Here is a 25056-nt window from a genome sequence, read left to right on the forward strand (position 1 = left end):
GAGGATTCACCATGCTCAAGTACTTCGACCCGCATATCCACATGGTCAGCCGCACCACCGACGATTACCAGAACATGGCGGCCGCCGGCATTACCGGGGTGATCGAGCCGGCCTTCTGGCAGGGCCAGGCCAGGACCAGTGTCGGCAGTTTCATCGACTACTTCGACACGTTGTTGGGCTGGGAGCGTTTTCGCGCCAGCATGTTTGGCATCCATCATTTCTGCACCATTGGCCTGAACCCCAAGGAGGCCAATGACCTGTCGGTGGCCAATGAGGTGCTGGAGATTCTGCCGCGCTACCTGGTGAAAGACGGCGTGGTGGCGGTGGGTGAAATCGGCTACGACGACATCACCCCGGAAGAGGATCGCTTTCTCGCCGCGCAACTGGAGCTGGCCAAGCAATTCAATCTGCCGGTGCTGGTACACACGCCGCACCGTGACAAGATCGGCGGCACCAAACGCACGCTCGCGGTCATTCGCGAGGTCGGTATTGCCGAACACCTGGTGATCATTGACCACCTCAACGAACTGACCCTGCCCCTGGTGCTGGACAGCGACTGCTGGCGCGGCCACTCCATCTACCCCAACACCAAGATGTCGGAACAGCGCATGGTCGCGCTGCTGCAGCAGTACGGCACGGAAAAAATGGTGGTCAACAGCGCCGCCGACTGGGGCATCAGCGACCCGCTCAAGGTGCCCAAGACCGGCCAGGCAATGTTGGCCGCAGGTTTCAGTGAAGCCCAGGTCGAACAAGTGCTGTTCCACAACCCGGTGGACTTTTTTGCCCAGAGCGGCCAGTTGGACAAAGCCCTGGTCAGCACGCCCCTGCCCATCGATCAGCGACGGCAGTGGCAGGAAAACTCCGCCCTGCGCGGCCAGGAACCGGTGATCAAATGAGTGCCCGCACGGGTTGGACGGCCACGCAGATCGGCTATTGCAGCAACGTGCACCCGACCCATGACCTAGGTGGGCTGCGCGCTTCCGTCGAACGGCATTTCCACACCGTACGCACACTGCGCGGGCTCGACACGCAGGACAGTGGATTGTGGATCAGCGCCCTCGCCGCCGCCGAACTCCAACAAGCGCCGACCCGTGCGGATTTCCTCGACCTGCTGCAACGCAGCGGGCTACGCCTGACCTCACTCAATGGGTTTCCCTATGGCCAATTTCACCAGGGCGCGGTGAAAGCCGACGTCTACCTGCCCAGCTGGGCCGATCCGCAGCGGCTGGCGTACAGCCTGGACCTGGCTCGATTTCTCGCCCAGGCCTTGCCAGCGGACTGTGCCCAGGGGGTGATCTCCAGCCTGCCGCTGGGCTATGCCGCCCACTGGAGCCCGACGCTACAGCAATGTGCCGAGCAGCAACTGCGCGAGCTCACTGCCGGGCTGGCCCGGCTGCAACGGGAAACGGGCAAGAAGATCGTGGTCTGCCTGGAGATGGAGCCCGATTGCGTGCTGGAAAAAACCGACCAGGCCATCGCCTTCTTCCGCCACTGGCAAGCCACGGACCCGCACCATGAACACCTGGCGCTGTGCTTTGACGTTTGCCACCAGGCCGTGATGTTCGAAGACTGCTATCAATCACTGGACCGATTGCGTCAGGCCCGGGTCCCCATCGGCAAGATCCAGTTATCCAATGCGCTGATTTGTCGCCTGCCTGAGGACGAGCATCGGCGCGAACAGGTGCTCAAGACATTGAGCGGTTTTGCCGAGCCCACCTACCTGCATCAAGTGAAGGCCCGCGCTGGGCACGATCAGCTATCGGCCTGGGCCGACCTCCCCGCGGCCCTGGATGATTGTGAGCAGAACCGCGTCTCTCATCCCGAACTGAGGATTCACTTCCACATTCCGCTGTTCAGCGAGCAGTTGCTGCTGCCCGAACTCAGCGGCAGCCAGGTTGCCCTGTCGCAGACGTTCGACTTTTTGGCCGACCACGAGGATTTTCGCCCCGTACTGGAAGTGGAAACCTACAGCTGGGGCGTCCTGCCCAGCCAATTGCGGCCCACGACCGAGCACGCCCAACTCCAGGGCATCGCGGCGGAGTTGCATTGGGTCGAGGATCAGTTGCTACAGCGCCGCTTGCTGCAACCTCAAGCGCTGGAGGCCCATGCCCATGCGCTCTGATCCTGCGCGCCAGCCGCTGCTGCTGATCAACGTGGTCGGCCTGACGCCCGCGCTGTTGGGTGCCGCGACGCCCTGCATCAATGCCCTGTTGAAAACGGCCAAGATGGCCACGCTGCAGCCGGTGTTCCCGGCGGTCACCTCGACCGTGCAGGCCTCGATCCTCACCGGACAACCACCATCGGAACACGGCATCGTCGGCAACGGCTGGTATTTTCGCGATCAGGCCGAGGTACGTTTCTGGCTGCAACCCAATGCACTGATCCAGGGGGAAAAGGTCTGGCAGACCCTCAAGCGTCAGTACCCCGGGTTTCGTTGCAGCCAGTTGTTCTGGTGGTACAACATGTATGCCGACGTGGACGCCGCCATTACCCCACGGCCGCATTACCCGGCTGATGGCCGCAAGATGTTCGGCCTGTATTCGGCACCGGCCTCGTTGCATGAGCGTATCGAACAGCAGATTGGCGAGTTTCCCTTTCCGAGCTTCTGGGGACCGGCGGCCGGCATCGCCTCAAGTCGCTGGATCGTCGATTGTGCCATCGCCGAATTCCAGCTCAACCGTCCCGACCTGCAATTGATCTACCTGCCCCACCTCGACTACAGCCTGCAACGCCTGGGGCCCGATCACCCGGCGATTGCCGACGAGGTACGGGCCATCGACAGCGAAGTCGGGCGTCTGCTGGACTTTGCCCAAGCCCAAGGCGCTGCGGTGATGCTGCTGTCCGAATACGGGATCGAAGCCGTCACCCAATCCGTTTCCATCAACCGGTTGTTACGTGCCGAGGGCTTGTTGCAGGTACGCCAATCGCTGACCTGGGAGTTGCTCGATCCCGGCGCCAGTGCAGCGTTTGCCGTGGCCGATCATCAGGTCGCGCACATCTACGTGAAGCAAGCGCGCGACATCCCCCGCGTCAAGGCGCTGTTGCAACGCCAGGCCGGCATCGAACAGGTACTGGATAAAACCGAACAACAGGCCTGGCAACTGGACCATCCGCGCAGCGGCGAGCTGGTGGCCGTGGCCGCGCCCGGTTACTGGTTCGATTACTACTACTGGTTCGACGAGCGCAAGGCTCCCGACTTTGCCCGCACCGTGGACATTCATCGCAAGCCAGGTTACGACCCGCTCGAGCTGTTCATCGACCCGGCCATTCGCTTCCCGAAATTGAAAGTGGCGCGCCGCCTGCTCCAGAAAAAGCTCGGCTTTCGCTACTACATGGACCTGATTCCGCTGGACACCCGCCTGGTCCGCGGCAGCCACGGACGGCTGCCCGCGAGCGAGAAGACCGGCCCGCTGCTCATCACCAATTGTGATCTGTCGTTGCCACAGCACCTTGCGGCCACGGCGGTGAAGCAACTGCTCCTGGAACACTTCCAGGGGCGCCCTCATGCCGATACGGCGAATGCCAAGGAGCTTCCATGCGGCGAGCCATTTCCATAACTGTTCTCAGTGCCCTGGCCGGTTTGGCCCAGGCACAGAACACCAACAACTTCGATTGCAGCAACTTCCTGCAGTTTGGAGCAGACATCAACCAGACTCGGACCGCGTTTGCCCAGAGCCCCGAGACCATGGCCTGGAACTGGTTCGTCTGCTTGAACCAACCCAGTACCGCGCAAAGCAGCAATCTCGTGTGGGAGATGATGAAGCCCTCGGACCAGGTCTACCTGCCCAACGGCGCTCCACCGGGCACCTATGACAGCTCCGCGCCGCTCCCGGACGCGGTGGTGACGCAAGCCAAGGCACAAGGCATGGACCTGTCCCGATCCTTCCATAACATCAATGCCACCCAACAGGTCGATGGCCTGATCCTGCAAATGGGCGGTGCCGTGCCCGATCCCCAACAAGGCCACCCGGTACGCTTTCAGTTGCTGATGGGCAAGGACACGTTCGATTACGTCGTGAAGAAGCAGGTCTACAACATGAATGGCCAGGCCGCCCTGGCCAACGACCTGGACTTCCCCCCCACCGCCTGGGAGTTGAAAGCCGCGTGGCTGTGGATCGGCACGGACACGACCTACCGACAAACCCTGGTGAACGACGGCTACTACATTGCCCAGGCCTACTACCGGCAGGACGACGGTACTTACCAGGTCGGCTATGTGGCATTGAGCGGCCTGCATGTCGTCAACAAACTGAATGCCGACTGGGTCTGGACCACCTTCGAAAACATCAACAACAGTAAATACACCGTCACCAATGCCGCCCCGCCTGCGCCGATGACCAACACCACGGGGCCGACCCCGGCCGCCAAGCCGGTGAATGCCAGCTTCCAGGCCAACAATCGGAACCTGTCGAAGTACGAGTTGATCGGGGTCGAGTTCCAACCCATCACCCAGGTACTGGCCAACTCACAACTGGAATCGGCGTTCCAGAACACCTCGTCCTGCCTGGCCTGCCACGGCACCGCCGCTTACTCGAACGACAAAGGCTACTTCAATTTCGCTCTGAACCAGGGGGGCGGCATCGTCTATCCCACCACCCCGCTGCCGCCCTCGGCATTCGATGGCTACAAAAAACTGGACTTTGTCTGGTCGCTGAAACGCGCCCAGTGGCAACGCTAAGGAGCATGACATGAGCGTATTGAATTTCCCCCGTATCTACCTCAACGGCCATATGTTCTGGAACCCGCCAACGGCCAATAACAATGACGTGTATCCGCTGTATGACGCGGTCAACGCGGACATCAACTGGCCGTTCATGAGCCACTTCGACATCAACGCCGCGAACGCCCCCACCCTACTGATGCCCTGGGCCATCAAGCCCCTGACAATGGCCGAGCTGCCGGCCTATATGCTGCAGGTACCGACCAATGCCAACCCGAAAACCTACCCGTACATGCCCGCCGAATGGGATCTGTTTGGCGACAACGCCTGCGGCACGGTGAGCTACAAAGGTACTCGCTCGACGATCATTGGCGGCGAGCTGCAGGCCAACACCTACATCACCGAGGATGCGTTGGTTGGCAGGGACTACCAGCTGCTCGGCAATCCCTTTGGCAGCAACGCTCCGACTGCCGCGCGCTTCGTGGACGTCAGCCCGTGGCAGAACACCTTCACCGCGTTGTACTTCGACAAGCTGATGCTGGGGGATACCACCTGTGGCCTGACCCTCAATCGCCAGTATCGGATGATGGACCGGTTCCTGAATTTCAATTGGGGCGCCTTCGGTGGCCTGGTGTATGTCACCACCACCTGGCAGTCCTGCTTTCCCCAGGAAAACCTGGAATGGGTCATCGGCGATTCGGCGCTGCTGAGTAACCTCCAGCAGCAGATGAAGCTGCAAGGGGCGAAGGGCCTGATGTTCAGGTTCTCCACCTACCTGACCTGCTACGACAGGAACGGTGTTTTCAACGACTTCCCGTACGTCAACACCCGTTCCAATGCCCCCTCGGATACGGCTCGTCTGCAAGCGATGTATCAGAAAGGCCTGGACAACGTTTCCGGCATTTTCTTCAACCCCGCCTACAGCCGCACCGCCGCGACCCTGGGCCTCTGGTTCGCCGACGAATACCCGACCGCCCCCGCCGGCCTGCGCCTGGTGCCCGCGAAGGCCGTATCTGTTGTTCAACCAGGCGGGGCTCCCCAAAACGCCACACTGGGCGTGACTTCGGTGCAGATTACCGGCAACACCCTGTCGCTGGATCTGGCCAACACGTTCCCGTTCTATCCGGTAGAGCCCGATGCCCCCATCCTGACCGCCGAAAAATTCCAGGCCGGCGACTATCAACTGGGTGTACGCGAGGGTGATCAATTCACGCCGGTCGTGGACTTCGGTTTCGACCGATATAACCAGGCAGCCTTCGACAAACGCTCCGGCCTGCAGGACTTCCCCCTCAGCGACGCGGACCTGACGAAACTACAACCAGGTCATCCATTGGAGCTGCGACTGAAGCCCACAGCCGCCCCGACACCGGTGATCGCCGCCACCCAACAGACCTGGACCGCCGAAGTGGTGGAGAGCGGCAGTTTCATCGACGTGGGCGACCACAAGACACTGACCATCATGGTGCAGAAAAATGGTCAGCCGGCGGCCAATACCACGCTGTGGGTGGCGGAATATGGCAACCCCTACATGGTGACCACCAGTGACTACTACCTGGCCTCCAGCAACGCGGCCAATTTCACGCTGTTCTTCGACCACCCAGACGACCCCAACCTGAACAAGGCCAATCTGCCGAATTTCAATAACGCGCCGCCCGTACAAAACTATCTGGCCGAAGGCAGCGGCCGCCGACTGACCGCGCTGCGCAATACTGACCTGTCCAGTGGAGACCCGATCGGTTATCAGCAATTCCTGCAGGGCGACGGCAAACCGGTCACGATCGACTTGCACCCTTGCCTGGCATTCGATGCCGGCGTCTACGCCACCGGAACCCTGAGCGACGATGTCCACGCCACGCCGGTGGATTACTCTTATGTCACCACCACCACCGACGCCAACGGCATCGCCCAGGTGAGCTTCAGGGCTGTGGCCCCGGGCTTTCCGACCTTGCGCTTTTTCGTCAAGGAAGGCGACAGCGATCCGGTCATTCCCTTCAGCTTCCCGCTGCCCCAAGCCTACATCGACTTCCTCGCCCCGCTCCGCGTCCTGCCCTTGGACATGCAGCTGCAAAGGGACTTCATCAACTACTGGAACACTGTCTACAAGGATCAGAACGCCGCCACGCAGCTGTGGGAGGGCTTCCTCTACCCACGCATCCTGCAGACCTTCTATTACCTGTACCCCATCATGAACAAGTACATGCCGCTCAACTCCCAGGCGCGCGTCGAGGGCGCCATCGACCAGTTGATTGTGCTGATCAGCAAGCCCTACCAGGAGGAAAGCACGCTCTCGATGCCCATCACCCGTGACATGTCCCAGAGCCGCCGCGCGGTATTGGAGCTGTGGGCCCAGAAGCTGGTGAAGCGCAACTATCCGCCACAACAACTCAAGATGAGCGATTACGACAACCTCTGACCGTAACGCTGTTCACCCAAGGAGGATAAAGCACTGTGGGAGCGAGCTTGTGTGGGAGCTGAGCTTGTTCGCGATGAAGGCACCTCGGTCTTTCGAATGACCGCGTTATCGTTCATCGCGAGCAAGCTCAGCTCCCACAGGCTCCCACAGTGTCACCCGGTACTTTTCAAAGGAATGACCTATGAAAACCAGTCTCTTGAACCGGTTGTTGCTGTTGATCCTGCTGTTCAGCCCGCCTCTGTTCGCCCAGGACAGCGGTGCCGTGTACTTCACCATGGGCGTGCACAACACCGAGGGCTGCGACGAACAGAACGGCAACTGCATCGCCAAACGCCTCCCAGGCGAGCCTTCCGATCCGTTTTTCCCGGCGTTCTGGATCAGCGATTGGACCATGTACCGGGTGATGCACAATTATGAAAAAAACCCGCCGCCCTACAGCAATCCGCCCTCCACCCTGACCCCGGCGGACTACACCGTCTCTCGAGGAACCAGCTACTACGACACGGCCTATATCCCGGCCGATGGCGACGGTTTCGGTGCGATGATGGAGCACTATGAGAAGTACTGCCTGCCGATCTTCCCGATCAAGAACAACAACTACACCTGCTCCTTCGTGTCCCTGGGCAACAAGGCCTACTTCCTGACCTACCCGCAGGATCGCCCCAAGGACATGCCGGCCTGCTGCATGTTTTCGCCGATGAATCATCCGCCGCGGCAAGACTTCATCCAGCATCTGCCCTACAGCGCCGAGCGCAGCAAGAACCTCGACGGTAGCGTGCAGGCCTACGCGCTGGACCTTCAATCGCCGCAGGGTCCGATCCTGTTCGGCTATGCCTTCTACAAAAAGATGCCGGGGCAACCGCCCTACCGGCAGCCCCAATCGTTCTTTTTCTCCGGTGACACCAGCGTCGCCAATGCCCCCATCGTCAGCCAGAACTACATCAACTTCCGCATCGCCAAACCGGACCCTGCCCAGACCTGGGCGCAAGTGGCCGCGATGTGCCCGGCGAACCCACCGCCCTGCCAATTGTTCGAGCCACCGGCTTCACAGAGTAACGGGCAAAAGGCGCAGTGGAACAAACTCATGCAGCGCAAACCCTGACCAATGACGAAGGATCGCCATGAACATTTCAATCCGCCTCACCGTGGTACTACTGGGCTTGGCGAACCTTCCAGCCCAGGCCTTGGAGCAATCCCAGGAGCAAGCCTTGCGACAGGCGCAGGCCACCAGCCTGAATTGCCAGCCCCCCAGCACCGCGCCAGCGGCCAACGCCAGCCAGGACCTGTTCGATCAATACAGCTGGCAGCTGTTCATCGCCGTGAACTGGCCCGCCCAGGCGGGGCAGCGCGGTGATCCCGACTGCAGCAAACAGCCGGGGGACCCCGGCTACACCGTTTGGCAGACCTACAAGACCGTGGAAGAAACCTTCCTGCCACGGGGGGCCGATCCAGGCCCCTGGAACACCCCGCAGCTTGCCAAGAGCCTGGGCATCATCAACATCGCCGCGCTGAAGAACAGCTCCCAGGTGAATGCCGTCGACCAGGCCGTCGGCGGTTGGCTGATCGACCAGGCCGGCAACCCGACCTACTACGATATCTCGGCCAACGAGACCTCCTACAACTACATCGTCGCCAACCAGTTCTATAACGCCGATGTGGTTTCCAAAGCCAACAACATCAACTTTCCCTATGGGGTCATCGAGGTCAAATCGAGCTGGCGCATCCTCACCCCCAATGACAATGCCAGCCACTACCTGACCATGCTTGCGCGCGTGGCCACGTTCGACGACCAAGGCCAGCGCACCGGCGTCACCGAGGCCTACCTGGGCCTGGTGGGGCTGCACGTCATCACCAAGGTGAACGGCTATTCGCAGTGGATCTGGTCGACCTTCGAGCAGATCGACAACGTTCCGCCCAAAACACGGGTGAACGGTGTATGGGTCGACCAGCCGACCTCCGGCACGGCCTATTCCTACTTCAACGCCAGCGCTCCGGCAGCCACGCTCAACCAGTCGCCCTGCGACTGGCAGACCCAGGGCGCGCACCTGGTCTGCGTGCCCAAGCCTGGCACCACCTTCCAGACCCCGAACCCGTTGAACCGCTTCACGCCGATCGCCGAGATCACCAACGAGGTCAACGCCCGTTACCGCAGCGACCCGGACCTGCAACGCAGCGTATTGAAGTACTACCAACTCATCACCACCCAACGCCCGCTGATGCCGGACAACCCCAGCAACCCGCTGGGCCAGCCGACCCCCGCCCTTTCGGCCAACGTGACCATGGAAAGCTACATCCAGCCCAACAGCAGTTGCATGAATTGCCACTCCATGGCGACACCGGTCAAGAGTCCCTACAAATCCGACTACTCCTACCTGTTCAAATTCGCCAATTCGCCTGTCGGCAAAACCATCAAGGACGAGGAATAACTCATGAGTATCCTGAACGGACCACGGCTGAACTTCTGGGGCGGTATCCGCACAGACGTCAGCCTGCCGAACAACTCCCCGACCATTCCTTACGATGGCAACGATGACTGGCCGCTCTTCGACCTGACCACCTCGACCCTGGCACCGAGCGCCGAGTCCTACTCCGACGACCAGTTGAACAACATGATCAATGCCCCCACCGGCGACTACTACACCGCCGGTGGCTGGAATCACTACGGGCAGCATGTCGTCGACATGCAGAACGCCCTGATCAGCTCCCAGGGCATCCCCGGCAGCATCAACACCACCGGCGACCTGGTGGGCCAGGCCGTCTATTTGCTCGGTTCGGTGGACCCGGTGACCGGCCAGGGACCCGTTTCCGGCCCGATGATGGTGGACCTGGACCCCACCGCCTCGACGACCACCCAAATCTTCGTCGGCGGCCTGCAAATCGGTGGCAACGACAACATCCAATTGCTGATCCGCAGCAACACCGTGTGCAGCAGTTTCGACGTGGCGGGACGTGTGCTGCTGCCGAAAAAAATGGACGCGCCGGGTTCTTTCCACGCCAGCGGCACGTTTCAACTGACCTTCCCCTTGAGCAGCGTTGTCAGTTGGAACCAGAACAGCAGCGGCCTGCGCTCGATCATCCAGGCACCGGGCGCGACAGGCATCGTCCTGCGTTTCGTCATGTTCGAAATGTGCCCGACGATGACCACCGAACAACTGGACGCCGACTACGCCGCCGGCAAGTACACGCCCAACCCGAGCATCGGCCGGGTCATCGGCACACTGGCCCCGGCCTTCGCCGACGAGCCGCTGAACTGCCAGCCGGGCCGGCAACTGGTCAACCAGAGTACCGGCAATGCCGGCTATGCCGACCTGGACAACACCGGTTACCTGAGCATCGACATGGTGAACGTCATTCCGAAGGAAACCTTCCGCGCCGTCAGGGACGACATCACCAGCCCGATCGGCCCCAACGCCGATTACGGCACCGTGACCATCAGCGCCGGCGCCACCACCCTGACGACCCTGGAGCCGACCAGCCGCTTTTTATTCGACTACTACGTGTATGGCGGCATCGTCGACCTGCCCCTGACCGCCGACCAGCTACAGGCAGTACGCACCTCTGCCTTGGCGATCAACGCACCGGGCAAGGTCGCCGGTACCACGTTGCAAGCCACCGAGTCGACCTATCGGATCTATGCCGACCAGCGCAACGTCTACCTGGAGGACTACCCCAACGGCCTGTCGATCACCCTGCAGGTCAGGTACCTGGGCGGGGCGGTCCCCAGTACGACCGAAATCGGCCTGCAGGCAATCCCGGCAGCTGATCCTCCCACGTACAAAGAACCGCAGTACTGGGACTTCCTCGACTACCCTGACTCGCTGACGGTCAGCGCCGGCCAGCTTTCAGTCAGCTTCCCCGTCACCGTCAAGCCGGGCAGCGCCCCCCAGGCCGGTTTCGTCGCCCTGACCTGCACGGCCAATGGCCTCGACAGCAGCGCTTACTTCACCAACTTTCGCAAGTACGCCCAGACCGACTTCGGCATTCCCCAGGGCACCACCATCACCTGGCCGCTGATGTACCCCAACGTGCTGCGTTTTCACTACCTCGCGTTCCCCGCCATGTCGCGCTATATCCCGCTGAATCAGCCCGACGCCGTCATGGGCGCCAAGAACCCCATCCTCGCCCGCACCTCGGACGTCTACAAAGGCACCACGCTGTTCATGCCCGTGGTGCGCTCGATGTCGCCCTGCCAACGGGCGTTGCTGCGGGCCTATCTCACCGGTGAACCGTGGCAGCCGCCGCAATGACCGTATCCCCTTCTCATTCACGGAGAGAGCCTATGCCCGTTCCCCTTCAGATCCCCGCACACCCTGGGGAAAGCCTGCGCCCCAGCACCCTGGTCGCCGAGGACTTGCTGAACCCTCGCGGCCTTTGCCTGCAAGCCGATGGCAGCCTGCTGCTGACCGAAGCAGGCTCGGGGTTGCCCGACCAACCCTTCAGCGGTCGTATCAGTCGACTGCGACCGGATCCGCAGCGGCCCGGCACCTACCTGCCCCGCGAAACCCTGGCGCAAGGGTTTCGCGCCATGAACATGCAGGCGCGCATGCTGCGCGATGAAATCATGGGGGTGTCGGACATCGCCTGTGGTGATGGACGCTGTCTGGTCAGCCAGACCGATTACGTCGCCGGTTCCAAACTGCTGGACCTGCAATTCACACCGCCCGAACCGGTCTTTCATAGCCGTGGCAACCTGAATGCGCTGTGCTACCACCCGACCCGCCGCAGTTGGCTGGCCGTCAAGCCCGATACCAATCAGTTGGTGGAGTTCGTCACAGGCCAGGAAGAGCGCGTGCTGGCCCAACTGCCCGAACTGGATCAAGGCCAGGAGGCCGTTCCCGTGACCTTGGTGTACGAACCGGCGACAGACGCCGTGCTGATCAGCCTGTTCTCGGGCGAGCTGCACGGCGACCCGAGCCGCAAGGGCATCGACTTCGCCGAGAAGGCCGGCCAGGTGATCCGGGTCTGGCCTGCCAGCGCCAGGATCGACATCCTGATTCGCGGCCTGCAACTGCCCACCGGGCTGGCGCTGCGCCCCAACGGCCAGCTGCTGGTGCTGGAACTCTGTGAGCGCCTGCAACAACCGCTACTCCCCGACTGGAACGGCGAACCCCTGCATGGCGGCTTTACCCGGTTCAGTGGGCGGCTGCTGAGCTGCGACTTGCAAACAGCCCAGGTCACCGTGCTCGCCCGCGACCTGGATACCCCTTCCAACCTGTGCCTGTTACCGGACGCGGTACTGGTCAGCGAAGGCATGGGGCTGGTCGGGCGGCCACTGCCTACGCCAGATGGAAGCGCGGTGCCGTTACGCGGCAGACTTCGTCGAGTGCAGCTCTGACAAAAACACCGGCCGGGGGCAGCAACGGCGATTGCCGGGCTTCCCCAGGCTTGCTGGGACTGTCGGGGTTTTGCGCGAAACGTGGCCAGGGGTCGCCCCCGCTGGGCCCTGTAGGAGCTGGCGAAGCCTGCGATCTTTTGATCTTGATCTTTCGCTTGAGATTCAAGTGGCTGGGGAAAGATCGCAGCCTCGTTGCACTCGACAGCTCCTACACAGCTCAACACAGCTCCTACAGAGTCAGGAACAGTGCCGAGGTCCAGACCCGTGATTGATCCCGCTGGCGGGCGCAGATGAACAACGGGTGTTCACGACCTGGCTCAAGACCCAACCGGGCCAGTTCGATTGTCCCCTGCAACTCACGGGGCAGCGCTGCGGCGGTCACCCGTTCCAGGGACACCTTCAACTCCGCGCCCGGCAACTCTTCGACCACTTGCGATTGCGCCAGCAACTGTTCGCCGGACAGCGCCATCAACACCGTCGGCGCGTGTACGTAAGGTTGCGGTTCGGACGGGTCGCCGACCTTGACGTAATTGTCGATACGGCTGTGGACCTGCAACGTCGCGCCGGCCAGTTGCGACAGGTCGATTTCGATGCTGTCGGTATCGCCGTTGGTGTCGGTGCGAAACGCCAGGACCGTCGCATCCTTGCGCCATACGGTCTGCTCGGGATGGTCGAGGCCCAACGCGCGGAAGCCATTGATGACCGCGCCCGTGATGCGGATTTCGCCGGTCCAGTAGGCGCCGCGATAACGGTCCTTGATCCGTGCGCCCCCCAGGCGCAAGCGAATGCGTTGCGTGCAAAAACCCAGTTCCTGATGCAGGTTGCGCGACCAGATCAGCTTGTCGCCATCGAACAGATCGACCTGCTCCCAGCCCGCCTCGCCCAGCAGTCGATAGTCCAAGGTTGCATTCGAATCAGCAGTGAAGACTTCACCCATGAAGTGCCTGCCCTGACGCAAGCTGGCGAACGAACGTTCGCCTGTCGTGGCAAACGTGCGGCGGGCGCGCAAGGCCTTGCCAACACTGGCGCGGTCGAAAGCCTCGGCGACAACGCCGGTCAGCCCGCCACGGGAACCGAACACCGCCGTGGCCGGCACGCCGCCACCGCAGCGGCCCTGGTGTTCATCGCTGTTCGCCGCGGCGCCCACCCGATAACCACGCTGCAGCGCTTCGGCGTAGACCCAATGGAACTGGCCCCAGGCCGAACCGACCTCGATCAGCCGCTCGAGCTCCGGGTGATGCCAGTCGAGGTTGCAACGGCGTCCGCCGACGTGGGGCATCATCAGATGCCCTTCGGGGTCCTTGGCATAGGCGGCGTACAACTCGTCCACCGGCCAGGCGCCCGGCTTGATGGTGCCGGCGGTGAACTCGTTCCATTCGAAGGAACGCACCAGCCGCCCCTGGTTGTCGAAGGGGAACTCGGGCTTGCGGTCATGCAGGAACACCACGTTGCGGTCGCCGCCGGCGCAAGAATTGCCGCACCATTCGGTGCCGGGATAACAAACAAATCGACCCGGCTCGTTGAGCTCGTGGATCAACTTGACCGCCTGGTCCCAGCGTTGCTCGGTGATATTGAAGTCGTTGGCGGTGTAGCCGAGTACATCGAGCCCGGCGACATCACGACCGTAGCTGAGGTTATAGAGGGTGTCGTTGGTGCCCACCGTGTCATCGGAATGCACATGCAGGTCGGCGTAGAGCGGGCGCAACGCTGTACCGGCCGGGTCGACGGTAACAAAGGCCTGGGCGCCGTCGACAAAAGGCTCTGCCACCTTGGCGGACAAACGCCACTCGCCCACGGCCCCAAGATCAAGCCCCTCGAGCCGGGCCGTGGCCCAACCTTCGGTCGCCAACGTGAACAGCTGTTGGCGCTCGTTGCCTTCAGGATCCACAAGGGTCAAGACACCGTTGAGCGGCAAGTTTCGGCAGGTGTTGCCCCAGGCATCGTCCACCCGCAACAGGACATCGAACGCCTCACCGGCACTGACCAATCGAGGCACGATCAACTGCACGCTCCGCGCCGGTCCCGGCACGATGTCCAGCAAGGGATCACCCGGCACCTCGGCAAATTTCGAGCTGCCCAACGGGTCGATGAACAGACGGAAACGGAAGTCCTTCTCGACGAAACTCTGCACCCGCGTCCCCGCCCCGCCCTGGCGTCGGTCGCCCAGACGAATGATGACTTTGTCGCCGGGGTTCAGGTAACCGTCGATGATGTCGATGATGATCGCTTTCTGGAACGGCCGTTCATGGCCCTTCTGGTCGAAGCGCACTTTCAAGTGCTGCACCGTGGCCTGGCTCTGGCCGGGCACCCGTTCACCGGCCTGGTATTCGGCGCTGACGTAGTTGGGGCCAGCCGGGTTCGAGGTCTGGAACAAGGCCCAGTCGGAGTAGAACTTGAAGGCCAGCTTGAGCCAGGCACCGTCGGCCAGGCCGCTGCCACCGACCTCGTAGACCAGGGTGATCTCATCCCACTGCCCGGCGACCAGCGTGTCACGGTCACAGTGGACGCTGCCCAGGAACGGACGTTTCTTGTTGCGCTCGTACAGGCCTTGCGGGGCGATGTAATGCCCGGCTTCGCGGGGATCGAAAACGTTACTCACATGACACCTCGTGCAGTGGTCCACTGAAGGTTTGAAAGGGGGACGAAGACAAGCAGGCAGCGCTTATTGCACGCGCCATTTCTGGTAGTGACGCTCGATGCGCCGGAATACAAAGCTCTCCATCAGCCAGGCAATCAGGCCGATCACGACAATGCCCAGCAGCACCTGGCTGCTGTTGCCGATCTGGCCGCCCGTGGAGACCATCCAGCCGATGCCCTGGGAGGCGCCGATCATTTCCGCCGCGACCAGTGCCCGCCAGCCCTGGCTGAAGCCAATGCGCAAGGCGGCGGTCACGAACGGCAACGAGGCCGGCAGGTAGACGTGGGCCAACAGTTGCCAGGCGTTGGCACCCAAGGTGCGTGCCGCGCGGACTTCACCGCCGCGAATACTCTGCACGCCCTCCTGGATGGTCACCGCCATGGGGAACATCGCAGCAATGAAAATCACCAGCACGATGGACACATAACCCAGGCCGAAAATGATCATGATCAGCGGCGCCCAGGCAATCGGCGGGATGGCCATGAACAGGCTGTTGAGCGGCGAGATAAAGTCGCGAAAACGCGAGGACAGGCCAGCGCCAGTGCCCAGGGCAATCGCAACGATCACCGCCGCGCAAAAGCCGCCCACCTCTTCAAGCACACTGGCCTGCAGGTGCTGCCACAGCGAACGGTCGCCCAGCCAGCGCACCGCCTCGCGGGCAACGTCCCAGGGCTGCGGCAGGATGTAGGTGGGAAAGCGGCTCGCCAGGGCGATCCAGATCAACAGCAGGAATGGCAGCGACGCCCATCCCCAATTCGGTTTTGGCAAGGACATGACGGACTCAGTGCGCGGCTTTTTCCAGGTAGGAGGTATCCACGATCTGATCAGTCTTGAGCGTGGTCTCGATAAAGCCCAGGTCGTGGGAGTAATCCATCAGACGTTGGATGAACTGGATGTCCGACGCCTGCAAATCCGCCGACCAGCCCAGCCGGGTACGGGCCTGGGCGACGATGGCGTCCGGGGCGATGGTCTTGCCGTCAGTGCCTTGCACCGCTTCAAGCTTGAAGGCCTCGGCGATGAGCCGGTTGGACTCGGCGGGATGCTCATTGAGGAAGGCGATGGCCTTGCGATGGGCCCGCAGCAGCTTCACCACATCATCCGGGCGCTCCTGCAAGGTTTTCGGCAGGGCGATCACCACGTACCACGGGTACTGGGGCAGCGCCTGGTTGACGTCCAGCAGGATCCGGCTCGAGCCACGCAACACCGATTGGCTGACGAAGGGCTCCCAGGAAAATGCCGCGTCGACGACACCGCGTTCCAGGGCCGCGTTCATGTTGCCCGGCGGCATGTCGATGATGTCCAGGTCCTTGTCAGGATCGAGCCCGGCCTTCTCCTTCAGGACATAACCGCGCAGCAGCACATCCATGCCGCTGCCCTTCTTGACCCCGGCCAGTTTCTTCCCCTTGAGCGCATCCAGGCTGGTGATCGGACTCTTGGCGTCGACAATCACTGCAGCCTGACCGTAGTTGACCTTCGCCAGGATCCGGCTTTGCAGACCGCGGGAAAACCACTGGTACACCGGCGGCGTACCGACGTAGGCCACATCCAGTTCACCGGCGGCCAGTGCCTGCTGGATCACCGGGCCATCGCCCAACGCCTTGAGGTCGATGTTCAAGCCTTCCTCGCGGTAGTAACCCTGTTTGTCGGCGATCAGCGCCGGGGCGTTGGCCATGGCGAAGACGTACCCCACACGCAAGGGTTTCTCCTCGCCCGCCACGGTGAATGCGCTGCCTGCCAACGTGGCAGCAGACAATGTAAAGGCAAGCAGCGAACGTTTGATCATGCTGTCAGCTCAAGTCGAGGGGTGGGGTGAGCAATGGCCTGGGACGCGTCCATCACCTGGGCAATGCGCGTCATCAGTTCATTGCGGTAATCCAGGAAGGCCGGCAGGCGGCGGGTTTGCAGGTTGCTGCGGGGGCGCGGCAGGTGGATCTCCAGCTCGCTATGAATACCGCCCGGCGCGATGTTGAGCACAACGACCCGATCGGCCAGGAACACCGCTTCGTCGATGTCGTGGGTGATGAACAACACCGTCTGGCCCAGTTCGGCCCAGATGCGCAACGTCTCTTCGTTCATGCTGTTGCGGCTGATCGCATCGAGCGCGGCGAACGGTTCGTCCATCAGCAACACGCTAGGCTCCAGTGCCAGGGTCCTGGCCAGGGAAACGCGCTGTTGCATGCCGCCGGACAGCTGGTGCGGCAGCCGATGCGCCGCATTCTCCAGACCGACCAGGCGCAGGTACTGCAACGCCTGGGCGCGCTGCTGGGATGCGTCGGTGCGGGCACTCATCCGCAGACCGAAACGGACGTTTTCCAACGCGCTCAACCAGGGAAACAGTTGCGGTGCCTGGAACACATAGCCCAATTCCGAACGCTCCGGACGTACCGCTGTCTGGTTGATCGTGATACGGCCGCTTTGCGGTTGCACGAACCCCGACAACAAGTTCAGCAAGGTGGTTTTGCCACAACCCGATGGCCCCAGGATCGCGACGAACTCGCCAGGCTTGGCATTCAGGCTGAAAGCGGAAAACACGGGGTGCCCATTGGGGTAACTGAAGCTGATGTCATCGACCCTCAGGGCATCGGCTTGCGGCTGTGCGTAAGGAAAGGTTTTGAGCATGGCAAGTGTCGTCAGGTCGTTTACAATGGGAATGCCTGACATAATACGTATTAATACAAGTAGTCCCAATAACCTATTTTTATAACCTTAGAAGTGAAGGCACCCTGCCCCGCTCAAGGCCATGGAAGCTGACTGTGTCCACGTCCATTCTTCGCGACAGCACCACCTCGCTCTACGAACAGATCGCTCATCAGTTGTTGGAGGAAATCCAACGTGGCGACTACGAACCCAGCGGCAAGCTGCCGTCCGAGGCACAGTTGGGCGAACGGTTCGGGGTGAGCCGCGTCACGGTTCGCCTGGCGGTGGGCAAGCTCAGCGACGACGGCGTGGTGGAGCGCAAACAAGGCAAAGGCACCTTCGTGGCGGCCAAGCAGGTACGCCACGGCCTGGATGCGTTGCGCAGTTTTCATGAGGCGTTGTTGCTGCAAGGGCTGCAACCGAGCATGCAGGTGGTCAGCCATGCCCTGCAGCCCGTTCCAGAGACCCTGCGGGGTTTGTTTGAGGAAGCAGACGACTGCCTGCTCCTGGAGCGGCTGCACTTCGTCGATGACGAACCCATCGCGTTGGGACGCAGCCACTTACCGGCAGCGCTGGCCAGCGTGGCCTGGGCTGAAGTCGAACATCAGCCGATCTACTCCATTCTCGAGTCGATCACCGGCCTGGCGGTCACCCGTGCCGACCTGGCGATCCGTGCGCAGGAAGCCGACAAAAGCCTGGCCAGTGCGTTGCAGGTCAAACGCGGCGCCGCGCTGCTGGTCATGGAGCGCACGTCCTATTTTGCCGACGGCCGCTGCTGCGACCGCACGACGTTTTTCATCCGCCCGGAACGCTATGCCTTCATTCTCAGCGGTGTTTTCAAATCGAATCCGAGCAGTTAAAAAAATCAGGTTTGGCCCTAACCCAACATCGCTGCCAGCTGGACCACCGCAATCGCGAGCAGGCTCGCTCCCACAGGGGATCCGGGGTGTTTATGAACATTGAATTCAGCGCTGGACCATTGTGGGAGCGAGCTTGCTCGCGATGACGGTGGCACAGTCAATATTGATGCAAGCTGACCCACCGCTTTCGCGAGCAAGCTCGCTCCCACAGGGGATCTGGGGGGGGGTTATGAACGTTGCATTCAGCGCTGGACCATTGTGGGAGCGAGCTTGCTCGCGATGACGGTTGTACGGTCAATATCGATTCATGGGACCGTCGATCCAGGCAGCGGTATTAGCGAACCAGATGCTGGACACCCGTCGCGGGCCTATCAGCAAGGAGAGCGGAGGACTACAGGGGTTCTGCAGTCTGGATGAGCGAGTTCAACACCAGCTTGATTTCAATAGCCGGGTCTTTATGCCCTTGCAATATCAGGCCTTCCGCCAGGGCGGTGAAGGTCTTGGCAAGCGCGGCGTAGGCCAGCGGCGGCTTCTTGCCAGCGTGATTGAATATGATGGTAATCAACTTGCCCAAGGCCTCGCTGTTTTCCTCATGCAAGTCGTAGTAATGCGGCGAGAATTCTTCATCGCGCAAGGCGATCAATTGCAACTCGGCATCGAGGATCGCACAGCGGGTATTGTTCTTCAGCGTATCGATATAGGCATTCAAGCCGTGGCTCAACTGCTCCGCCGAATATCCCGATGCCAGGGTCGTACTCAGTCGGTCGATCTCAACTCGCTTGAAGCGTTGAGTCAATTGCAGCAGCAAGTCCGATTTACTTGAAAAATTTGAGAAAAAGGCGCCTTTGGAAAAGCCCGCCTCTTCGGCGATAACGTTGACGCTGGCGGCATGAAAGCCCTTTCGGATCATCAGCTCAGTGGCTGTGTCGAACAATTTGTCTCTTGTTACTTGCTGGCTCTCTTCTCGACCTAGTCTCTTTTTAATCACGCCCTCGGCTCCTTTGGCCAAACAAGATAGCTATGTGTAACTGAATGCAACGAATCGATTACTCACTGTACGGAACCCGTTTTCGCCATCATATCTTATACGCGCCCTGTTCAATCATTTACATTTTAACTTTCAAAAAATGCCATGTATGTGCCATGTAGTTGGAACAGCCGCAAAGGCACCCTAGATGGGCTGCCGGCCACAGTTTTTGCCGGGACAGGAGTGAATCACAGTCTTCGTTTCGCTCTCTTTGATGAGTCCTTGCCGTCCCTTTGAGCGGCCAAACCGGAAATTTTCCTGCCCTCGACCATGCACCGGAGCCTGAAAAAACGTGCGCGAAGCCCGATTCAGAGCCATCAGCTCGTCGATCCGACGAAATACCACTTGATTTTCAGATACCGAATGGTTTTTACTTGCGCCGTTGGTGGAGCCCAACGCCTGATCAGCGCATCGAGTCAGTGACACCACTCTCGATGCAATGCCAGGTCACCTCACAGGAGCGGGATTTTAATGGAATATGCCTTCGTTACAGGCGCTACTGGCCTGCTCGGGAATAATGTCGTTCGTGCGCTGTTAAAGCGGAACATCAAAGTAAAAGCGTTGGTTCGTTCCGTAGAGAAAGCCAGGAAACAGTTCGGCAGCCTGCCCGTGGAGTTTGTCGAAGGCGACATGCTCAATGTCGAGGCCTTCGCCCACGCCCTGCAAGGCTGTGATGCCCTGTTTCATACGGCGGCCTATTTCCGCGACAGTTACAAAGGCGGGAAACATTGGCAAAAACTGTATGACACCAACGTGACCGGCACCGAGCGCTTGTTGCAAGCCGCTTATGACGCCGGTATCCGTCGTGCAGTCCACACCTCTTCCATTGCCGTATTGAAGGGCAATCGGGATCAAGTAATCGATGAAACCATGTCTCGCAGTGAACTGGAGGCTGACGATTACTACTTGAGCAAAATATTGTCCGAACAGAAGGTCCAGCAATTCCTGGCCCAGCACCCGGACATGTTTATCGCCATGGTCCTGCCCGGGTGGATGTTCGGCCCCGGCGATATCGGCCCTACTTCCTCAGGACAGTTCCTGCTCGACTTTGTCGGACAAAAATTGCCCGGTGTACTTCCCGGCAGCTTTTCCGTTGTCGATGCCCGGGATGTGGCCGAGCATCAAATCGCAGCCATCACCCGTGGCAGGTCCGGCGAGCGCTACCTGGCGGCCGGCAATCACATGGACATGAAGAGCATTTTCCAGGCGCTGTCCAGCGTCAGTGGCATAAAAGCCCCAGAGCGAAAAGTACCTCTGTTCATGCTGCGAGTCATCGCGCTTATCTATGAAGGTTACTACCGGATCACCAAAAAACCGGTGCTCATCAGTACCTCCACGGTCAAGCTCATGGAGCAGGAACAAGGCCGTACTCATTTCAGCCATAACAAAAGTTCACGGGAGTTGGAGTGCAAGTTCCGCCCTGTTGCTGAAACCCTGACCGATACCCTGGACTGGTATCGGATTAACAACTACACAGATGCTTAATTGAAACAATTCATATATAGCCTGCCTCTGTAGTACTTTTTTTGACTAGCCATACATCCAAGGATTGAGAGAGGTTGGTAAATGAAAAGCCTTTCATATAAAGAAGGTTTTCTGCATCGTTTTGTCGGTTTTTCGGAATCGTTCCCCGAGCAAGTTGCTATTCGGCATCTGGACACGGAAGAAGATACCGTTACTTACCGAGAGTTGCACATCAAGGCTGAACAATGCAATGGCGCTCTTACAGCGCTTGGTGTATTGCCTGGCGACAAAGTAGCGCTGGTGCTGCCCAATGGGGTGGCATTCATCGCTTACTACTTGGCGATCATCGGGCGAGGTGCCATTCCGGTCATCCTCAACTACAAGTTGACCCCCTTCGAAATGGCCAATGTCGTCAGCCTCGCCAGGCCGACGCTCGTGGTCACAACCGAAGCGCTATGGGTGCAACACAGTGAGGTATTCCAGGCTGACAACGGTGTCAGGCACTCCCTGGTGCTGGACGGTGGGAGCGAGCCGTCATCGTCCCTGCCCGCCAACGCAACGACCCTCTCTCAACTGCCTTGCCAGATCGAACCCTTGGTGTTGCCCGAGGGCAATCCGATCGTCTCGGTACAATTCACCTATCGTGGCATCGGCCGGCCCCTGGCGGTTTCCCACCGTTATCTCGACCTGACGCAATCAAGCGACGGGCTGCATGAGCACTTTCATCTGCAAGGCGTTGGATCCGTTCATCTGGTGACGCTGCCGCTGTATGCCATCTTCGGCCTGTCCGTGATGATGGTGTTTCCCTTGAGCATTGGCGCCACCCTGCTGATGACCAACACCCTGCTCAATCGAGACCTGGCTGAAGTCCTGTCCGAGCATCAGGTCACCTTCGCCTGCCTGGTGCCCGACGTCATTCGCTACTTCAATACACGCCTGGCCAAGCGCAAAGGCGCGCTGTTGCCGCTGCATCCGCAACTGATGATTTACTCGGGTGGCAGCCATCTGCCGGCCGATGAAGCCGAGAAACTGGGGAAGTTGCTGGGCTGCAATCCGGTGCTGCAGGGCTATGGATTGACCGAAAGCATGCCCGTGATCGTCCAGAGTTCGATTGGCACGGTCCACCGTGGCGCCATGGGCCAGCCGATCAGCGGTGTGGAACTGCGCATCGTCGATGCCCAGGGCCAGGACGTAGCGCCTGGGCGTATCGGCGAATTGCTGATACGCGGCTCGATGGTGATCGACGGCTATAACGATGCCGAGGACACCAATGCGCGGTTCTTCCGCGATGGTTGGTTCCACAGCGGTGACCTGGTCTGGCAGGACGACGATGGGCATGTGTTTTTCTATTGCCAACGCCTGCGAATCTCGAAGATCAAGGCGCAGATGGTCGACCTGGTGGAAATCGAATCCGTCGCCCTCAAGCACCCCGACGTGGTGCGCGCCAAGGCTTATATCGTCCCGGACCACAAGGAAGTCAACGTGCTGCACCTGTGCGTCGAAGGGACCGGTGAGCTGACCCAGAACGCGCTGTCCACCCTGCTTTCGCGCTACTTATCGGGCTTCAAGCTGCCCAAGACCATCGAGATTACTTCTCTCAAGGAAAAGGCACATGCACGCTAATAGCACACAACCGGTCCTGGCCGTTTTCGACTTCGACGGCACATTGACCGACCGGCACACGTTCTGGCGCTACATGCGCTTTATCGTGGGCACCCGCTCGTTCTGGCTGCGGATCATTCCCCTGCTGCCCAAGATGCTCAGCGTGATCATCGGCATCACCCCGCTGATGCAAGCACGGCTGGCGTTCATTGCCTGCTACCTGGGCGGCCTGTCGGTGGAGCAAGAGCGCGAGCACGCCAAGTATTTCATCAGCGAGCTGCTGCCGCTCTGGCTCAGGCCCGAGGCGATGCGGCGGCTGCAATGGCATCAGTCCATGGGGCACGTCACCGCACTGGTGAGCAATTCGCCGGAGAACTACCTGATCCCCTGGGGCCAGGCCGCAGGTTTTGACTATGTGTGCGGCACACGCCTGGCAACGGCAAAGAACAAGCTGACCGGCGGAATATCCGGTACCAACTGTGTAGAGCGAGAGAAAGTCACGCGGCTCAAGGGCTGCTTGAGCAACCTTGATGATTTTTACATTTATGCCTACGGCGATTCATCAGGCGACGATGCCCTGCTCAGCATTGCCAACTCTCCCTTCTACAGAAACTGGTACTGATCGATGAACACTCTGAGCACGTTGGCCCCCAAGCATTTCAAGCGACCTGGCAGCGCCCCGACCGTCATGATCGTCGGTGCCGGTCCTGTTGGCCTGTCCCTGGCAATCCTGTTGAAGAAATGGGGCGTGTCGTTCCGCATCATTGAAAGGAACGCCGGTCCCTCGACGGCGACCAAGGCGATGGCCATCCATTCCCGGACCCTGGAAATCTTTCGGGACCTGGGCGTTGCCGAGCAAGCCATCAGCGACGGCTTCACGATCAACCAGTTTTCGGTGCAGTCGAATGCCAAGCGGGTACTGAACTACAACTTCTCCTACCTGGACGCGCCCTATCCCCTGCTGCTGAGCCTGCCACAGCCGCAAACGGAGAAAATTCTCCTGGAGCGGCTCAAGGCGCTGGGTGCCGAGGTGGAGTGGAATACCGAACTGGTGGACATCGAAAACCTGCCGGGCTCGGTGAGCATGACGCTCAAGCATGCCGACGGCACCGACGAACACTTCACCAGTCGTTGGGTGGCCGCGTGCGACGGTGCTCGCAGCAACATCAGAAAACGCCTGGGCATGACCTTCGAAGGCTCGTCCTACGACCGCTTCTTCATGCTCGCCGATGCCGATATCGAGTGGTCCGGAAGCAAGGATGAGGGCGCATTCTTCCTGGGTGCGCAGGACGGTTATGTAGCCGTTGCACCGATCAGTGCTCAATCGCGTTATCGGTTGTTCATCGAAATGCCCTACAACCTGCCGCCAGAAGGCGAGCGCCCATCCTTGAGCCTGGAAAACTTCCAGCGCTTGTGCGAAGGGCGCGGGCAAAAGATGACGCTGTCCAACATTTCATCGACCACCATCGCCTCCTTCCAGCATCGCCGCGTGCAATCGATGCAACAAGGCTCCGTGTTTCTGCTGGGGGACTCGGCGCATATCGGCAGCCCCATCGGTGGCCAATGGATGAACCTGGGGGTTTCCGAGGCCTACAACCTGGCCTGGAAAATGGCCTATGTCGATCAGGGCCTGGCGAATCCGTCCTTGCTCGACAGCTACAACGAAGAGCGCTACCCGGTTGCCCTGGAAGTCGAGAACACCGCACACCGGCTGACGGGGCTGATTACAGTCCAGCGTCGCGCCCTGGTGTGGCTTCGCGACAACGTCCTGCCGCTGTTGAGCAACCGCAAAAAGGCCCAGCGCAAACTGCCATCGATGATTTCCGGTCATCAATATCACTATGAGAAAAGTGACTACATTCAAGAATCGCTGACGAAGAAGCAGCGCAAGAACTGGAGCAAGAAAGGGAAAAAACCCGAGTTCCAGAACGCACCGCCTCGCGCCGGGCAACTGGCGCCCGATGTCGAACTGTGGCAACTGCAAGGGATGCCAGCAAAACGCTTGATCGACTTGTTCCACGGGACATTCACGCTGTTGATTTTCAGCGCGGCCGATCAGTTTTCGCCGTTGTTGCCAGGCTACTACACGCTGGCCAAGTCGGTGGAAAAGGACTACCCAGGCATCAAGGCCTACTGCGTGATCGACGCCCTGAGCAGCGCCGGCCTGCCGGCTTGGCACTCGACGTTGCTGGACCCCGATTGGCGACTGCATAAGCGTTATCACGCCAAGGAAGGCACGATGATGCTGATTCGCCCTGACGGCTATATCGCTTTCCTCGGCGCCGATGCAATAACGCTGATGACGTATCTGAATGTAAGGTCCGGGTTACTCAAGGGCGCCAGAAAAACAATGTCTTGCGAGACCGAAGCAGTGGAACTCCAACTTTAAGTCGCTCCATGGCTACTGCCAGTTTGATGAT

19 protein-coding genes are annotated in these 25056 nt (G+C 60.3%); 14 read left to right on the top strand and 5 right to left on the bottom strand.

Features of this window, described 5'->3' with window-relative positions; translation table 11 throughout:
• Positions 1-11: 11 nt before the first annotated feature.
• The 9 genes from AB4Z20_RS02790 to AB4Z20_RS02830 all read left to right on the top strand — a co-directional run bounded on the left by AB4Z20_RS02790 (position 12) and on the right by AB4Z20_RS02830 (position 12408).
• The gene (locus AB4Z20_RS02790; RefSeq protein WP_442089284.1) at positions 12-896 is read left to right on the top strand and encodes a TatD family hydrolase; all 885 of its coding nucleotides are present in this window, start codon (positions 12-14) and stop codon (positions 894-896) included.
• A complete protein-coding gene (gene eboE, locus AB4Z20_RS02795) occupies positions 893-2122 on the top strand; it encodes a metabolite traffic protein EboE (RefSeq protein WP_442089285.1) in 1230 nt (409 codons plus the stop codon). The genes AB4Z20_RS02790 and eboE overlap by 4 nt, the downstream gene beginning before the upstream one ends.
• Positions 2112-3557: an alkaline phosphatase family protein gene (locus AB4Z20_RS02800; protein ID WP_442089286.1), complete on the top strand. Its 1446-nt coding sequence runs from the start codon at positions 2112-2114 to the stop codon at positions 3555-3557. The genes eboE and AB4Z20_RS02800 overlap by 11 nt, the downstream gene beginning before the upstream one ends.
• Positions 3536-4678: a hypothetical protein gene (locus AB4Z20_RS02805; RefSeq protein WP_442089287.1), complete on the top strand. Its 1143-nt coding sequence runs from the start codon at positions 3536-3538 to the stop codon at positions 4676-4678. The genes AB4Z20_RS02800 and AB4Z20_RS02805 overlap by 22 nt, the downstream gene beginning before the upstream one ends.
• Before the next feature lie 10 nt (positions 4679-4688).
• The gene (locus tag AB4Z20_RS02810) at positions 4689-7073 is read left to right on the top strand and encodes a hypothetical protein (RefSeq protein WP_442089288.1); all 2385 of its coding nucleotides are present in this window, start codon (positions 4689-4691) and stop codon (positions 7071-7073) included.
• A gap of 181 nt (positions 7074-7254) precedes the next feature.
• Positions 7255-8175: a hypothetical protein gene (locus AB4Z20_RS02815; RefSeq protein ID WP_442089289.1), complete on the top strand. Its 921-nt coding sequence runs from the start codon at positions 7255-7257 to the stop codon at positions 8173-8175.
• Positions 8176-8194: 19 nt separating this feature from the next.
• Positions 8195-9499, top strand: a complete 1305-nt coding sequence (locus AB4Z20_RS02820) for a hypothetical protein (RefSeq protein ID WP_442089290.1) — start codon at positions 8195-8197, stop codon at positions 9497-9499.
• 3 nt (positions 9500-9502) lie between these two features.
• Entirely contained in the window at positions 9503-11320 is a 1818-nt protein-coding gene (locus AB4Z20_RS02825; protein ID WP_442089291.1) for a hypothetical protein, read from the top strand.
• 32 nt (positions 11321-11352) lie between these two features.
• The gene (locus tag AB4Z20_RS02830; protein ID WP_253473970.1) at positions 11353-12408 is read left to right on the top strand and encodes a hypothetical protein; all 1056 of its coding nucleotides are present in this window, start codon (positions 11353-11355) and stop codon (positions 12406-12408) included.
• A gap of 229 nt (positions 12409-12637) precedes the next feature.
• Here AB4Z20_RS02830 and AB4Z20_RS02835 read toward each other — a convergent pair whose 3' ends face one another.
• The 4 genes from AB4Z20_RS02835 to AB4Z20_RS02850 form a co-directional block, all read right to left on the bottom strand.
• A complete protein-coding gene (locus tag AB4Z20_RS02835) occupies positions 12638-15007 on the bottom strand; it encodes a hypothetical protein (protein ID WP_442089292.1) in 2370 nt (789 codons plus the stop codon).
• A 63-nt stretch (positions 15008-15070) separates the two neighbouring features.
• Complete coding sequence (locus AB4Z20_RS02840; RefSeq protein ID WP_053179194.1) at positions 15071-15820, bottom strand: ABC transporter permease; 750 nt, start codon at positions 15818-15820, stop codon at positions 15071-15073.
• A gap of 7 nt (positions 15821-15827) precedes the next feature.
• The gene (locus tag AB4Z20_RS02845) at positions 15828-16829 is read right to left on the bottom strand and encodes an ABC transporter substrate-binding protein (protein ID WP_253473960.1); all 1002 of its coding nucleotides are present in this window, start codon (positions 16827-16829) and stop codon (positions 15828-15830) included.
• Positions 16826-17665 carry an ABC transporter ATP-binding protein gene (locus AB4Z20_RS02850; protein ID WP_442089293.1) on the bottom strand — a complete coding sequence of 280 codons (840 nt, stop codon included), beginning with the start codon at positions 17663-17665 and terminating at the stop codon, positions 16826-16828. Before AB4Z20_RS02850 ends, AB4Z20_RS02845 begins: the two co-directional genes overlap by 4 nt.
• 134 nt (positions 17666-17799) lie before the next feature.
• Between AB4Z20_RS02850 and AB4Z20_RS02855 the strand changes: the two genes are divergently transcribed.
• Positions 17800-18543 (top strand): GntR family transcriptional regulator, encoded by a 744-nt coding sequence (locus AB4Z20_RS02855; protein ID WP_253473954.1) that lies wholly within the window; start codon positions 17800-17802, stop codon positions 18541-18543.
• Positions 18544-18934: 391 nt separating this feature from the next.
• Here the strand turns inward: AB4Z20_RS02855 and AB4Z20_RS02860 are convergent, their stop codons facing one another.
• Complete coding sequence (locus AB4Z20_RS02860; RefSeq protein ID WP_253473951.1) at positions 18935-19531, bottom strand: TetR/AcrR family transcriptional regulator; 597 nt, start codon at positions 19529-19531, stop codon at positions 18935-18937.
• A 510-nt stretch (positions 19532-20041) separates the two neighbouring features.
• Here AB4Z20_RS02860 and AB4Z20_RS02865 point away from each other — a divergent pair.
• The 4 genes from AB4Z20_RS02865 (at position 20042) to AB4Z20_RS02880 (ending at position 25025) form a co-directional block, all read left to right on the top strand.
• Positions 20042-21055: an SDR family oxidoreductase gene (locus tag AB4Z20_RS02865; RefSeq protein WP_258690992.1), complete on the top strand. Its 1014-nt coding sequence runs from the start codon at positions 20042-20044 to the stop codon at positions 21053-21055.
• 81 nt (positions 21056-21136) lie between these two features.
• The gene (locus AB4Z20_RS02870) at positions 21137-22657 is read left to right on the top strand and encodes a class I adenylate-forming enzyme family protein (protein ID WP_442089294.1); all 1521 of its coding nucleotides are present in this window, start codon (positions 21137-21139) and stop codon (positions 22655-22657) included.
• Complete coding sequence (locus tag AB4Z20_RS02875) at positions 22647-23258, top strand: HAD-IB family hydrolase (RefSeq protein ID WP_214511822.1); 612 nt, start codon at positions 22647-22649, stop codon at positions 23256-23258. Before AB4Z20_RS02870 ends, AB4Z20_RS02875 begins: the two co-directional genes overlap by 11 nt.
• 3 nt (positions 23259-23261) lie before the next feature.
• Positions 23262-25025, top strand: coding sequence for an FAD-dependent monooxygenase (locus AB4Z20_RS02880; RefSeq protein WP_442089295.1), 1764 nt, complete (start codon positions 23262-23264; stop codon positions 25023-25025).
• The last annotated feature ends 31 nt before the right edge of the window (positions 25026-25056 follow it).

The sequence above is a fragment of the Pseudomonas sp. KB_12 genome (assembly GCF_052114545.1).
GTDB classification, from domain to species: Bacteria; Pseudomonadota; Gammaproteobacteria; order Pseudomonadales; family Pseudomonadaceae; genus Aquipseudomonas; species Aquipseudomonas brassicacearum.

Bases quoted from the DNA above. Each gene is read 5' to 3' on its own strand.
- AB4Z20_RS02865 (WP_258690992.1), top strand. From the start codon at position 20,042: ATGGAATATGCCTTCGTTACAGGCGCTACTGGCCTGCTCGGGAATAAT.
- AB4Z20_RS02840 (WP_053179194.1), bottom strand. From the start codon at position 15,820: ATGTCCTTGCCAAAACCGAATTGGGGATGGGCGTCGCTGCCATTCCTG.
- eboE (WP_442089285.1), top strand. From the start codon at position 893: ATGAGTGCCCGCACGGGTTGGACGGCCACGCAGATCGGCTATTGCAGC.
- AB4Z20_RS02825 (WP_442089291.1), top strand. From the start codon at position 9,503: ATGAGTATCCTGAACGGACCACGGCTGAACTTCTGGGGCGGTATCCGC.
- AB4Z20_RS02805 (WP_442089287.1), top strand. From the start codon at position 3,536: ATGCGGCGAGCCATTTCCATAACTGTTCTCAGTGCCCTGGCCGGTTTG.
- AB4Z20_RS02850 (WP_442089293.1), bottom strand. From the start codon at position 17,665: ATGCTCAAAACCTTTCCTTACGCACAGCCGCAAGCCGATGCCCTGAGG.
- AB4Z20_RS02870 (WP_442089294.1), top strand. From the start codon at position 21,137: ATGAAAAGCCTTTCATATAAAGAAGGTTTTCTGCATCGTTTTGTCGGT.
- AB4Z20_RS02875 (WP_214511822.1), top strand. From the start codon at position 22,647: ATGCACGCTAATAGCACACAACCGGTCCTGGCCGTTTTCGACTTCGAC.
- AB4Z20_RS02810 (WP_442089288.1), top strand. From the start codon at position 4,689: ATGAGCGTATTGAATTTCCCCCGTATCTACCTCAACGGCCATATGTTC.
- AB4Z20_RS02790 (WP_442089284.1), top strand. From the start codon at position 12: ATGCTCAAGTACTTCGACCCGCATATCCACATGGTCAGCCGCACCACC.
- AB4Z20_RS02800 (WP_442089286.1), top strand. From the start codon at position 2,112: ATGCGCTCTGATCCTGCGCGCCAGCCGCTGCTGCTGATCAACGTGGTC.
- AB4Z20_RS02815 (WP_442089289.1), top strand. From the start codon at position 7,255: ATGAAAACCAGTCTCTTGAACCGGTTGTTGCTGTTGATCCTGCTGTTC.
- AB4Z20_RS02880 (WP_442089295.1), top strand. From the start codon at position 23,262: ATGAACACTCTGAGCACGTTGGCCCCCAAGCATTTCAAGCGACCTGGC.
- AB4Z20_RS02845 (WP_253473960.1), bottom strand. From the start codon at position 16,829: ATGATCAAACGTTCGCTGCTTGCCTTTACATTGTCTGCTGCCACGTTG.
- AB4Z20_RS02820 (WP_442089290.1), top strand. From the start codon at position 8,195: ATGAACATTTCAATCCGCCTCACCGTGGTACTACTGGGCTTGGCGAAC.
- AB4Z20_RS02830 (WP_253473970.1), top strand. From the start codon at position 11,353: ATGCCCGTTCCCCTTCAGATCCCCGCACACCCTGGGGAAAGCCTGCGC.